We start from the raw sequence: 13,082 nt of genomic DNA on the forward strand, positions 1-13,082 counted from the left end.
ATATGTACACCTTTCCACTCACACAGTTTGCGCAATATCTCACCCACTGCGCGCTTCTTCTCTCCGTAAAAAACTTGCCGCCGATACTTTGGCGCAAACACTACGTGGTATTTGCAGTTCCATTTTGTGTGGGCTAAACTCTTAGCGTCACCCATTGTGACCTCCTTTTGATTTGCCACCTGCAGTTGCCAGACCGCAGGGATTAGTTAGCAAATCAAAAGGAGTTTTACTAATATCTCTATAGCTTTAAGCTTTACGGAACCCCCCGCCTAGCGGGGGGGGGTCTGCATACAATAAAAGGCTCACCATCCGGTGAGCCTTTTTATGAACGGGCTACGTACAAGGTAACGTCCGTTACGCAAAAACACCTTGAAGCCCGCTACTCGACGCAGACAATATCATACGCATCCCCAGTCAGGCAGCGGGAGCCTTTTGCAGTAACTTCAAAGGTGTTTTCCACCCCTACCATGCCTACACCAGCTATACTGATTTTAGGCTCCACCGCAAAAACCATCCCGGCTTCCACTGGTGCGTCAAACCGCTTTGCAAGAACAGGCTGATCATCAATAGCAAGGCCGATACCATGACCCAGGAACACGACCTTGCGATTGCCCAACCCCATAAAGCCTTCACCAAAACCTGCTTTTTCTGCAAGCTCAAGCGAGTGTGCATATAATTTCGAAGGGATGGCACCCGGTTTCAGCGCCTCTGCCGTGCGCTGCTGAATTTCAATGCAAGCATCATGAGCACGCCGTACCACGTCTGGAATGGAAGACGAAGAACCGGAATAATAAATTTGTGTTTTATCCGTGTGATAACCTTCAAGACAAAATGCAATATCGCATGAAAGCACTTGTCCTTTCTTCCATACACGGCCGGCATACCCCATGACAGGGGTTGCGGGGTGCTCGCCCACAAGGCCCAGCGGCCCGTTAAAATGACCGGGGTAATTGCCGCTTTCACCTGCACATACATGACCGAGAAAAATTTCTTCGCCTGCCGCGTTCATACGCATAATACCGCTATGACCAAGACTGAAGAACGTCTGCCATCCGGCGTGGGCAATTGCCCGTTCAGTCATGCCGTGATGCAGCAACTTTGGCAGCCTGTGGTACAGTCCTTCATGATGACGTGCACCGGAAAGACGCATTTTCCTCAATTCCCATTCCGTTTTCACACTGCGGCATGCCGCCAGGCAACCATCGGCAGCTACAAATTCCACATCTTTCAGGCGGGTCTGCAACATACTGCCCAGTTGCCACGTAAGCCCGCTTTGCTCAACACCAACCACGCGGCCCAAAGGCGAACCGGCATCACAGCAGCTCGGAATAACATCAGAAAAAGAGCGGAATGAAAGAATGTGCTTTAGCGGACTTTCAGCGGCGGCCCGTTCCAGTCCGCGACGCAACAACAATACCGGTTCGCCCTCAACGGGCAACCACAATACCCCGTTCCCCAGCGTCCCTGTCAGGTAATAGATATTCAGCCGCGAAAAAATCAGCATGCCTGAAACCTGCGGCGCCTGCTGTTGCATAATCGTTCTGAGACGCGCATATCGCAATGCAAGTTCCTGCTCCGGCATACGCTCGGCGGCCACTATTGTCTGGACGGACTGCTCTGTCATTATTATCTCCATAAAAAGTGTAAAACTTCACCTGAATTGCAGGAAGTCCCGCTGCCCCTGACAGTCAGACTGGGCTGTAACCTCACCATGGGCGGAAGTAACCGGTCAGGGTAAAACCTTTCAAGGCGAAGCCATGTTTCATTTATACCCCCTCTTTTGCGCTGATTGCGCTTTACGAGGGCCATACGTATCATATACCTTCGCCGGTCATGGCGGCACGCCCGCCGACCTGGCGAATTCAGGCACACATACCAGAGAGGAATTGCAATGCTGTTTGACGACACCATGCGTGATATTTTGGCTAAGGCAAAGACAATCGCCATTATCGGCGCCAAAGACAAGCCCGGTCAGGCAGTAGATACCGTAGGCCGGTATATGATTAAGGCCGGATACACTGTTATTCCTGTTCACCCTGTGCGTCAGAATGTATGGGGGCTGACCACCTATGCGTCAATAACGGACATTCCCGTTGCAGTGGATATTGTCAACCTGTTCCGCGCTTCCCAGTACTGCCCTGAGCACGCAAGGGAAGTTCTGGCTATGGCGCATCGCCCTGCGGCATTCTGGATGCAGCTGGGCATCAGCAGTCCCGAAGCAGGAGCACTGATGGCGCAGAACAACATCGCCGTTATCGAAGACAAATGCATCATGGTAGAACATCAACGCGTTATGCGGTAAAGAATATGAAGAGACCTGACGAAGAAGCTTTTGACTGTAAAATGTGCGGGCACTGCTGCCTTGGAGAAGGCGGTATAGTTGTAGGTCCCAAAGACCTGACCCGTATATGCAGCCACCTTGAAATGACACCTGAAGAATTTGAAACGGCTTACGGCGAGCGCCGTGGTGGCAAGCTGATGATTCGGGTTAAAAATGATCAATTCTGTATCTTTTTTAAAGACGGCAAAGGGTGTTCTGTCCATGAGGCAAAGCCTGACATCTGCCGCGCGTGGCCTTTTTTCAGAGGCAATCTGGTAGATGGGGACAGTCTGGAAATGGCAAAGGACTTCTGCCCCGGCATCAAGTCCGACATCCGCCACGCTGAATTTGCAGCAGCAGGAGTAGGCTATCTGCGCGATAACGGCCTGCTTGCCTCTGACACTACGTCAGAAGCACGAGCCCTCATTGTTACAGAAGAAGAAGCCGAAACACTTACCCGAGACGGAAGCGCCGCACCCGCGGCAAGCTAACACCGGCGACACTGCATGGCCAGTCGCCATAACGCACAGGTGACAACGTGACCCTGCAGGAATGTTACCGGATTTTACAGGTACCTGAGAATTCAGGTCTTGATGCTGTCAAAACGGCGTACCGTCGTCGTGCTTTTGAACTGCACCCCGACCTGCATCCTGACAAACCGGATGCAGGTCGTCAGTTTCAGCGCCTTAATGAAGCCTATGTCATCCTGACAAGACAGGTAAACCAGCAGACTTCCTCTTCCCGCAGCACGGCAGGAAGCAATAGCACAGCCAGCACGGCCAGTGACAAGCAAACCCGTGATGAAGCGTTTAAAGCATACAGTCGTGCCAAGCAAAACTTTACAACTAAAGACGATGGCGGCAGTAAGCCCCAGACCAATAACACAAAAACCAACGCCGGTCCTTTTTATTACAAGCAGGAAGACGTCCTGCAGGACATCCTGAAAGACCCTTTTGCACGTCGCGTATTCGAAGATATTTATGCACAGGTAAAGCGTGAAGGCAGTGCGCTTAGCCGCAAAAAGCCGATAAAGCGCAAAAAACTGGCTTTAGAATGGGGCGAATCAAAGCTGAACCTTGATCTCAGCCAAGGCGTTTTTGCCGGTATAAAAGGCTGGATGCGGGGCCAGATGGACGATGAGCAGACAGTGTACCTGCCTGCGGGTAAATTAGTACCCGGTTCTAAAGTCCGCCTGAACATTTCTGTGGGGCTGACGGGAGAAAAGAAAACGCTGGAAGTAACCCTGCCCCCTGATTTTGTAGTTGGACGTCCTATCAGATTGCGCGGACAAGGCAGAAAAATAGGTGCATTACGCGGCGATCTGTACATACGCATCTTGGTAAAAACAGGTACGCCACAATAACATAACTGGTTATTCTCGTATAAAAATGGCACCTTACAGAAAGCTGCAACACATCCCTTTCAATGGTTCGGCATATCATGCCGGCAATCGCTGCGGTGCTGCTTCTCGAACAACAATGCCTCTTCTTCAGATACCCACATCTTCCCGACTACTTCAACAGTATCCAGAAAACAAAAAAAAGGTTACGATAACAACCGTAACCTTTATGCTTTCGAGTGGTGGGCCATCAGGGACTCGAACCCCGAACCAACTGATTAAGAGTCAGCTGCTCTACCAATTGAGCTAATGACCCGCTCCTTGCGCTGAGCGCGGAGTGTGATTTAAGTGGAACACGCTGCAATGTCAAGCAGCTTTTCGTTTCTTAATAAAAAAAGTACATACCTATCCATGAAGATACATTTTTTCCTGTTCAGATTTATTACCTGCTTCGCTCTGCTACTTCTTCTACAAGTTACTCCGGCCCGTGCAGTTGAACTGCCGCCTGTTCCCGCACAGGATGCAACACAGGCTGCCGACCCTCTGACTGCGCATGCAGAAGCGTTCAGTGTCAATGCCGCAGGATTTGCGCGGCAAGTTATTGTCCTTACTCTTACTCCTGCTGAAGGCTATCATTTTTATGCCCATGACCCCGGTGGCACCGGCAGACCTGTCAGCATCACCGCACTGGCCAACGAAACGGAGCCACGTATTCTGTACCCTGCGGGCAAACCCAAAAAAGACACGTTTGACCCTTCCGTCACAGTAAACGTTCATGACGGGCCTACCCGCTTTTTCCTTCCTGTTGATCTGGAGCATCTGCAACAGGGGGATACGGTGCCTGTTTCGTGGAGCGTCACGGCACTGATGTGTTCTGACGTCAACTGCTGGCCCGTTTCCCGTGAAGGGGTTCTTGCTGTAAGCAGTTCCTTGCCACGAGCCGAGGCGCAACCGTGGTGGAACGAATACGCTAAGCTGCTGCACAGTACCCCTGACACAAGGGGCGCTACAGCCGGCACCGGAACATCCCCGCAAATCCAGCCCAAGCAACCGGATACAACCGGATACAGCTGGGACTTCTCGCCTCGCTATTATCTTGAATCACTTGAAGTGCAGTCGCTCGGTAAAGCACTTCTTTTCGGCCTGATTGCCGGTTTTATTCTCAACTTCATGCCTTGTGTGCTTCCCGTTGTAAGCCTCAAGCTTTCCACACTACTTTCTGCCAGTGGTATTGAAGACCCCAAAAAACGCACTGCGCACTTCCGGCAGCACAACATCTGGTTTTCTGCAGGAATCATGTGCTTTTTCCTCTTACTGGCTGTAGTGCTCAGTGCCGCAGGGCTGGCATGGGGCAGCGCCTTCCAGAATAAAACCGTTGTCGCGGCTCTTGTTTTGCTGGTCTTCACACTTGGATTAAGCATGTTCGGCGTGTTCAACCTGCCGGTGCTTGACTTGAAAGCCCAGCCCAAAGACGAAGATTCTTCACCTCGCAGTCAGGCCTTTTTTACAGGAATCATGGCTACCCTGCTTGCAACGCCATGCTCTGGTCCTTTTTTAGGCGGTGTGCTGGGATGGGCTTTTATCCAGCCCCCCCTCATTCTGGGAGGCGTCTTCACCAGCGTAGGTGTCGGAATGGCCTTGCCGTATCTGCTTATGGCAGCCCGTCCTTCTCTGGTCAGCAAGTTTCCCAAACCGGGCAGCTGGATCAGTATTCTTGAGCGTCTGGTAGGGTTCTTCCTTATGGGAACAGCGCTCTACCTGCTACAGATTCTGCCCCCTTCCATCTGGCCCGCCATGTTGGCCCTGATGTTGGTAACAGCACTGGCTGCCTGGGTTTGGGGGCGCTTTTCCGGCCTTGAAAAATCCTTTAAGCAACGGCTTATAGTACGCTCAATTTGTATTCTCCTTGTAACCGTATTTGCGTGGTGGCTTTCTCTTCCTCCCTCACCGCATCCCGGCTGGAAGTCATTCAACGCTCTGCAGTTTAAGGAGCGGTTGGAAAAACAAAATATCATCGTGGATTTTACGGCAGACTGGTGCCCGAACTGCAAGGTTCTGGAGCAGACAACGCTGCATGCAGAGAACTTGCAACGGTGGGTAGAAGAATATGATGCTCTGCTTATTCAGGTGGACCTGACTGAGCCTTTCCCGGAAGGGGACGCCCTGCTAAGGTCGCTGGGCAGCAGTTCCATTCCTGTGGTTGCTCTTTTCCCCAAAGGTCGGCATGCGGACAAGCCTCTTATATTACGCGATGTTTTCACTACTTCGCAAATGGAAGAAGCGCTGTTTCAGGCATTTGGGCTGTCTAACGTACAAAAAAACTGAGCAACCGAACAATTTATTACACAATAATATTGACAAGGGCGCTTGTTCTGCCTAAGTTACGCTCCGCGCTTGACGCTCAAGCGGGTCATTAGCTCAATTGGTAGAGCAGCTGACTCTTAATCAGTTGGTTCGGGGTTCGAGTCCCTGATGGCCCACCACAAAAAGTAAAGAGTTACGATATACATCGTAACTCTTTTTTATTTTCTCACCCGTCGGCATGAGTAAACTTTAAAATCTCATGCCGTTTACCCGCCCTTGATATCATGCTACGCTGATACCCTTAGCTTCTTTCATTGCAAGGTAGTACCATGAGCATATTAATTATTGACGATGAACCGATGATCAGGATGACACTTTCCGCCTATCTGGAAGATGCAGGCTATGACACGCATGAAGCTTCTGACGGAGTGGAAGGACTATCCATATTGGCTGTTCATCAGGAAAAAATACAGGCAATCATAGTTGACCTGAACATGCCCCGTATGGATGGGTATGAGTTTTTACAGGCAGCTGGCAACTTATTAAAACGCATCCCCTGCATAGTTTTGTCGGGCTCCGGCTATGACGACGAAGTTGAAAAAGCTGTAAAGCTCGGGGCCGCAGGGTTTTTCTTGAAACCTATTCCAGATCTTGATGAACTCGTTTCACACCTTGAACACACGCTAACTTCAAGGCGTTCGTAATAATCGCTAGATCCGGACATCAACCAGTGACACACGTTTAAAGCCTTACATTACGATCTGGCTTTCTCTTTTAATGCGGTCTGCACAGCTTTATGCAGTGCAGACCGCAGGTAGGGTTTGTTGATAAAACCTGCCAGTCCCAGCTTTTTAACTTCCGCCAGATCACTTTCCTGCGTAAAGCCGGATGACAACACCACGCAAACATCAGGGTCTACTTTCTTCAATTCACGGAAGCAGTCACGCCCGTCCATTCTCGGCATGACCATATCCATAATTACAAGATCAAAAGCACCCTGCTGCTCCTTAAATACTTCAAGTGCCTGCTGTCCGTCGCTTGCGAGCACTACATCGTAGCCCATATCTGTCAGCAGCGTATGTCCCGTAACGCGCATAAGCTCTTCATCATCCACCAGGAGTATACGGCCGGTGCCGATAACTTCTTCTTCGCTCTCAACCTCTGTTGTCAACGTATAACTTTCTGCCAATGGCAGCAGGATGCGGAATGTTGTCCCGATGCCTACTTCGCTATACACATAGATTGCCCCAAGATGCTGCTTTATGGTGCCAAAGGTGGAAGCAAGCCCCAGTCCGGACCCTTTCCCCTTTTCTTTTGTTGTAAAAAACGGCTCGAAAATATGAGGCAAAACTTCCTGCGGAATGCCCTTGCCTGTATCCTGTACTGTTATTTCAATATATTCGCCTGGTGCAATCTTAAAGATTCCTACCTTTGTATCCACTTCATCAAGCCCGATATTACGTGTTTCTATGGTCAAAGTGCCGCCTTTTTCCATGGCATGCGAAGCGTTGATTCCCAAATTCATCAGCGCAGACTGTATCAGTGTCTGGTCACCGATAATATATGAGCTATCAGCAGTTGTATTGACTCTGATATTGATGCGTTTATCGACGGTTTCCTTCAGAATATCCACAACAGCCTTTACTGACTCATGAATATTGATCGCAGTAGACAACTTAGGTTGCTTCCGCGCAAAGGTAAGCAGATTACGTGTCAGGTCGGCCGCTCTTTTGGCAGCTTCAAGAATCAGATCGATATATTTTTCAATTTTTTCATCTTCCGGAACTCTTCTTTTTAATATTTCAACTGAAGAAAAAATTGCGCCAAGCATATTGTTAAAATCATGGGCGACCCCGCCTGCAAGCTGCCCGACAGCTTCCATTTTTGAACTATGAAGCAGCCGTGCCTGCATTTGTCTTTCTTCCGTAATATCACGAAAAACAACAACGGCACCTTTCACGTTTCCGGTTTGATCCAAAATAGGCGCACCGGTGCCTTTGACGACAAGCTCGTCTCCGCCCGGCACAACCAGAATACGCTCCTGACCGACAACAGGCTCTTTAGAAGCCATAATCTGCCGTAAGGTTGGTTTTGCTTCCTCTTTAGAAACGGCATCCAGCAGTTTGACCTTCTGATCAAACAACGCGCCCAAAGCCTCTTCATAGGCAAGTTTTGTCAGCGCTCTTCCTGCCGGGTTTATCTGGACAATCCGCCCTTCCGTATCAGTTGAAATAACTGCATCACCAATAGAATTGAGTGTAACTTCAAGATTGCTTTTACTACGGGCAAGTTCTTCTTGGACTTTCCTGCGACTCTTGATTTCTGAGTCTTTCTGTTCCACCAGCATACGCAGGCTGTTGCTCACATTTTTATGGAAAATTGAGCCAACTATCACGAGTACTGGAAATACAACAATAAACGTAGCGAAAAGATAAAATAAAATGGTATTAGATACTGTCAGCTCTTTATGAACAGTGTTCACTTCCTGAGAAGTGCGATCTTCAAGCCTGCTGACAAACATATCAATGGACTGCATTATTCCTTTTTTGGCTTTGAGATACTCTTTCCCGTGCAATATATCGATAGCCTGCGACCGCTTCTCCCCGCGATACTCAGACCCACTGGATCTGATAATATTCACAGCCTGGCGTTCCAGCTCTACAAGAGCGTCAGACTGTCCTTTCGCCGAATTTAACAACGCAAACTCTTCTGCTTTTACTCCAGCATTATGGAGCCTGGCAGTCATCGAAACTCCCGGTTTACGAACCGGCAAAAACACGTCATCAGATGCAACTATGTAATCCCAGAAAATACCGTCATATCCTTCAGGTTCAGCCAGCAGGCCGTCTCTGATATCAAGAATTATATTAAAATATTGTAGGTATCTGACATCCCCAGTGACGGCATACATCCGCACCATGCGCGTTAATTCGTCAGAGCTTTTGCGCAGTTCATCAGCCAGATGCAACGAAACACTTCTTTCTTCTGAGACCATATATAACTTGTTGTTCAATTCAGCCTGATTAAGCAGGGTGCCAACCATAGCTGCTCCCAACCCCAGTAACAAAAGGAACAATATGGCAATACTGCTTAAAAGAAGCGGATATTGTCTGAAAAGCTTCATAGTTGTACTCCGAAACAAGAAAGAATTCAGCGACAGGATAAACTCCCAAGCCATGCTGCATTGCTGGTCCAACTTACATAGAACATTCAAGAGTCCAGCGCTATGAACACTATACAACAAAAGAAGGCCTCCGGTAATACCGGAGGCCTTCAAGCCTGAAAACTTATAATGCCGTCTACCGCAAAACGTCGAAACCGGACATATCTTCGCAGAATCTCTTCAAGCCCCTAACAGCCCGACGAAAGCGGTACAGGTTTGCCGGCCAAAACGACACCGAAGCAATCAGGCAAATATCTGAACCATTCAGCGGCACTGTAACACAACCCGCTTCGGAGTTGCTGATTCAGGCAGACATCTCGTACAAAAAAGCAAATAGTTTCAATCAGTTTCACAATGTCTAAGAATCAAAACTACAGACTAGCAAGGCTACTCACCGTCACAGGCCTAAACAGATGTACAGCAAATCCTTTCCCCCGCCAAGCACGGGGACGACAAAAACAACATGCCACCCCCTCCACACGCTCCATGCATTGCAACCTTTGGCAAATAGGTAAGGCTTTTTTATGTATCTTTTAAAAATTGACAAGTTACATAAAAGGAAGCAATTTTTTTATAAAAATTAAATATTCATAAACAATTGCATCTCCTATTTTAACACACTTTATTAATGCAATTAACCAGACCACACACAAATTACAAAAGAGAACATTCATGGAACTGGATCACATCTTCATCTGCACTACACAAGACGCTCCTGCTGCAGAAGCTATTATTAACGCTATCGGATTAATCGAAGGAAGCAGTAATCGTCACCTCGGACAGGGAACAGTAAACAAACGCTTTTTCTTTCATAACTTTATGCTCGAATTACTGTGGGTTGAGACCACAGAGGAACTGGAAAGAGAGACAACTAAACCGATCGGTCTTAAAGAGCGTTTTACTGCTTTATCAGACGCAAAAATTTCACCCTTCGGCCTCATTTTCAGACCTTCAGTGTCGAATCAATGCCCATTTCAATTTCGCAGCTATCACCCCGACTACCTGCCGGCAGAGCTTGATATGAAAGTGGCTTCGCAAAGTCCGTTATGCGAACCTAGTTACGTTTTCATCGACTTCATAAAGCAGACACCTGTCAGAGCAATAAAAGAACCCATTCTGCATCCTGCAGGTATTGAGCAACTAACATCAGCTACAATTACAGTTGATGGAGAGCAGCCCCTCTCAAAAGTTGCCGAAGTCATCAATTTGTCGGAAGGGGTAACAGTCGAATCCGGCCCCACGCACGTGCTAGAATTATGCTTCGACAACTGCAGACAAAAGCGACATGCCGATTTGCGCCCTCATCTTCCGCTGACTATCAATTGGTAGTTGCCAAGGGCAAAAGTTGTTCACCAGTTGCATACATAATATTGCCGTAAGCAGCCGTGGCCTCGCAACGTAATCTAATTTGGGCAACGCCCAGCGTAGACCTATACTTTCTCACAAACGCTTTCTTGCAAAATGGCAGTACGATCAGGACAGCCCTTCAAGGGGCGGCATGGCTTATACCTCTAAAGACATAATATTAACAAATTTCTAAAAAAGGCATCCACGTCTGCTTTTATTCTTAGAGCAACGTTGGCGGGCGTTGATAGGCTAAGCCCTTTGGGACCTCACGCAGAGCGTGGCGTTTTCGTTCATAAAAAACGGCACCGGATGATTCGGTGCCATTTAACTTTCATAAACACTATTTGCGAACAGTATCCGCGCCTCTTATGTCATCAAAAACGATATAACATTCAGGGTCAACTTCACGAGCCAACGCTGCAACCTTTGCGGCTTGCCTTCTACGTACCTGCACGAAAAGCAGATTGACCACTCCATCACGTCCCTGACCATCAAAAACGGTTACCCTGAATCCAGCATCCCTCAGACTACAAGCAACTTCAGTTCCGTAGGGAGTGAATACACGCACCACTTGTTCGCCAATTTTAAAAAATCCTTCCAGCGTAATACCAACATACGTTCCTGACGCAAATCCCAAAGCAAAAGCCAAGGAAGTCATAGGATCACTAACAGACGATATTACTCTGGAAACCGCATACACCCAGATCAATGCTTCACAAAAAGCAACGCTGAATGCCATGAGCCGTTGCCCGCGGATGATCATGGCATGTCTGATGGTACCAAGTCCCACATCGCACATACGCGCAAAAAAAACTACCAACGCAGTGGAAAGACCTGCAGCCGTAAACATATACACCTCCGCACCTATCTAATTTTATGCGCAACATGCCCCCGAACGGCACAAACCAATTCGAAAAGCAGAGCTAATAATTCTTTATGTAAAGGGATAGTTTGGCACCGGACGTGCCAAACAAGATATGTATATCCTGAAAACCAGCTTTTAAAGCCGTGTTTACAACATACTAAAACTATACATCATTATCACAAATCAGACAATCAACTTAATACTGTTGAGTTTTATCTCTTTCTGCCACTGAACAATGTGCCTCAAGCTGGAAATAAATTCATCGAGTCTATTGCGCGCAGTGATTTGTATTGACGTTCAGACCAGTCTCCCAGCTGCAAACGCCGCACAAGGCAAGCTAAAGCCCCACAGAGAGACTAACGAACGGAACTATCGGGAAAACTTCGCAGGTGACATCCACTCATAAAGCATTAAACACGATTCTAATCCTTATAAGCCCTGCAAGGTCGCTTGCAAGTCCATAAAAGCACGTAGTTGGATTTTAGCGCCCAAGCGACACAGAGTTTCTGGCGTTATCTGATAAAGCCCCTGAAGGTAGCATGCCCCAAAAGAGCTATCCGAGTTAAAGAGATCAAAAAACAATGCACAGTAGCGACACCCCAGGCAGCGAAAGCATCTGACAGCCACCCTATAAAGAGCCATCACGAGATCAGACCTCAGACAAAACTGACTGAAGGTAAGCTACGCGGACGCATCATTTACCTTATCAATAAGCGACGCTCCTGCAGATGGAGCGAGTTTCCGACTGGATGTATTAGCAACGCCCATGCTGTTATCAGTTTCTTTTGCACCGATAGCAGAATTCTAAAGCGACAAGTCCAAATAGATACTCGCCCCTGCAAAGAGCTTACACGCGAAGTCCTGCCCAATAAGCCTACATGCTGAAGCACTATGATAGAGGTCGCGCACAAGCCAGCCTGGATCGGCCCTCGGTCAAAACTGATTGCAAGGAGAGGAGTGAAAAGTAAACCACAGTGCAAACTAGGGCGAATGCTTTGGGTATAATGCTTATGATGACGGAGCTCAGAAGCGACGTTTAAGCAGAGAAGAGTAGTTTCTGTCAGACCTGTCTTTACAATGTCCATCCTGTAGGGATGAGTGAGGGACTATGAATATGAGTTTGGACAAAGAAGCTGACTGAAGCTCGGAGAAGGTGAACTCATGAAGTATTTGTCATGAGGCAGCCCCTCTCCAAAGAGTCCGCACAGAATCAGCCCACAAGCAAAACTCACTGAAAGAAATAAAAATTAAAGCACAACTGGTCTTAAGCGCACACCAAAGCGTAATCCAATGGGAGCTACTATACTCGTACAGGCCTACTATGCCGGTACAGGCTTGAAAGGACCAGCATGGGTTTAATGAGAGCCGCAACAAACGGACTAAAGGATGTGTGTCTGGAAACAATTAAGGAAGGGAAAAGAGAAAGAAGGAAACCGCGGCGCCAACTACTACAAACGTCTTTTCTGAGCAATTGATGGAGATGGCGCGGCTGCCGAAACGACAACAGGCTCTGATCGTATCTGATCAGAGCCTGTTGCGCTTTTTCAAAAGAAAAAGCCTTGGCGACGGCCTACTTTCCCACAAGCTACCCTGCAGTATCATCGGCGATGGCTGGCTTAACTTCCGAGTTCGGAATGGGATCGGGTGTACCCCAGCCTCCATGGTCACCAAGGCAAATTCGTGGCCGGGCGGGTGGTTATCGGGAAGGCGGCAGGTATATCTCCCTGCGCCACATCGACAACGG

At 48.3% G+C, this 13,082-nt stretch carries 10 protein-coding genes, 2 tRNA genes and 1 rRNA gene; 7 read left to right on the forward strand and 6 right to left on the reverse strand.

Going from position 1 to position 13,082, the window contains the following annotated elements; genetic code table 11:
• Both ACK5LI_RS02285 and ACK5LI_RS02290 read right to left on the reverse strand, forming a co-directional pair.
• Nucleotides 1-155: transposase (locus ACK5LI_RS02285; protein ID WP_416946025.1), on the reverse strand; the 155-nt coding region annotated here is incomplete at its 3' end.
• A 224-nt stretch (nucleotides 156-379) separates the two neighbouring features.
• On the reverse strand, nucleotides 380-1,624 hold the full coding sequence (locus ACK5LI_RS02290) for a M24 family metallopeptidase (protein WP_416946016.1): 1,245 nt from the start codon (nucleotides 1,622-1,624) through the stop codon (nucleotides 380-382).
• Nucleotides 1,625-1,891: 267 nt separating this feature from the next.
• Here ACK5LI_RS02290 and ACK5LI_RS02295 point away from each other — a divergent pair, with 267 nt between their 5' ends.
• From ACK5LI_RS02295 to ACK5LI_RS02305, 3 genes are read left to right on the forward strand one after another with little or no spacing between them, the layout of a single operon-like run.
• Complete coding sequence (locus ACK5LI_RS02295) at nucleotides 1,892-2,302, forward strand: CoA-binding protein (RefSeq protein ID WP_416946017.1); 411 nt, start codon at nucleotides 1,892-1,894, stop codon at nucleotides 2,300-2,302.
• Between the two features lie 5 nt (nucleotides 2,303-2,307).
• Nucleotides 2,308-2,811: a YkgJ family cysteine cluster protein gene (locus ACK5LI_RS02300; protein ID WP_416946018.1), complete on the forward strand. Its 504-nt coding sequence runs from the start codon at nucleotides 2,308-2,310 to the stop codon at nucleotides 2,809-2,811.
• Nucleotides 2,812-2,858: 47 nt separating this feature from the next.
• Nucleotides 2,859-3,683 (forward strand): DnaJ domain-containing protein, encoded by an 825-nt coding sequence (locus ACK5LI_RS02305; RefSeq protein ID WP_416946019.1) that lies wholly within the window; start codon nucleotides 2,859-2,861, stop codon nucleotides 3,681-3,683.
• A gap of 216 nt (nucleotides 3,684-3,899) precedes the next feature.
• Here the strand turns inward: ACK5LI_RS02305 and ACK5LI_RS02310 are convergent.
• A tRNA-Lys gene (locus ACK5LI_RS02310) sits at nucleotides 3,900-3,975 on the reverse strand.
• A 95-nt stretch (nucleotides 3,976-4,070) separates the two neighbouring features.
• Here ACK5LI_RS02310 and ACK5LI_RS02315 point away from each other — a divergent pair.
• The 3 genes from ACK5LI_RS02315 to ACK5LI_RS02325 all read left to right on the forward strand — a co-directional run bounded on the left by ACK5LI_RS02315 (nucleotide 4,071) and on the right by ACK5LI_RS02325 (nucleotide 6,667).
• A complete protein-coding gene (locus ACK5LI_RS02315) occupies nucleotides 4,071-5,984 on the forward strand; it encodes a cytochrome c biogenesis protein CcdA (RefSeq protein ID WP_416946020.1) in 1,914 nt (637 codons plus the stop codon).
• A gap of 82 nt (nucleotides 5,985-6,066) precedes the next feature.
• Nucleotides 6,067-6,142 (forward strand) — tRNA-Lys (locus tag ACK5LI_RS02320).
• Between the two features lie 150 nt (nucleotides 6,143-6,292).
• Nucleotides 6,293-6,667, forward strand: a complete 375-nt coding sequence (locus ACK5LI_RS02325) for a response regulator (RefSeq protein ID WP_416946021.1) — start codon at nucleotides 6,293-6,295, stop codon at nucleotides 6,665-6,667.
• A 50-nt stretch (nucleotides 6,668-6,717) separates the two neighbouring features.
• Here ACK5LI_RS02325 and ACK5LI_RS02330 read toward each other — a convergent pair whose 3' ends face one another.
• A complete protein-coding gene (locus tag ACK5LI_RS02330) occupies nucleotides 6,718-9,087 on the reverse strand; it encodes a response regulator (protein WP_416946022.1) in 2,370 nt (789 codons plus the stop codon).
• Nucleotides 9,088-9,798: 711 nt separating this feature from the next.
• On the opposite strand from ACK5LI_RS02330, the gene ACK5LI_RS02335 reads away from it, so the two are divergent.
• The gene (locus tag ACK5LI_RS02335) at nucleotides 9,799-10,455 is read left to right on the forward strand and encodes a hypothetical protein (RefSeq protein WP_416946023.1); all 657 of its coding nucleotides are present in this window, start codon (nucleotides 9,799-9,801) and stop codon (nucleotides 10,453-10,455) included.
• Nucleotides 10,456-10,813: 358 nt separating this feature from the next.
• Here ACK5LI_RS02335 and ACK5LI_RS02340 read toward each other — a convergent pair whose 3' ends face one another.
• Both ACK5LI_RS02340 and rrf read right to left on the reverse strand, forming a co-directional pair.
• On the reverse strand, nucleotides 10,814-11,323 hold the full coding sequence (locus ACK5LI_RS02340; RefSeq protein ID WP_416946024.1) for a DUF2179 domain-containing protein: 510 nt from the start codon (nucleotides 11,321-11,323) through the stop codon (nucleotides 10,814-10,816).
• A 1,572-nt stretch (nucleotides 11,324-12,895) separates the two neighbouring features.
• A 5S ribosomal RNA gene (gene rrf / locus ACK5LI_RS02345) occupies nucleotides 12,896-13,010 on the reverse strand.
• Nucleotides 13,011-13,082: the final 72 nt, after the last annotated feature.

The sequence above is a fragment of the Oleidesulfovibrio sp. genome, from assembly GCF_047973035.1.
Classification (GTDB): domain Bacteria; phylum Desulfobacterota; class Desulfovibrionia; order Desulfovibrionales; family Desulfovibrionaceae; genus Oleidesulfovibrio.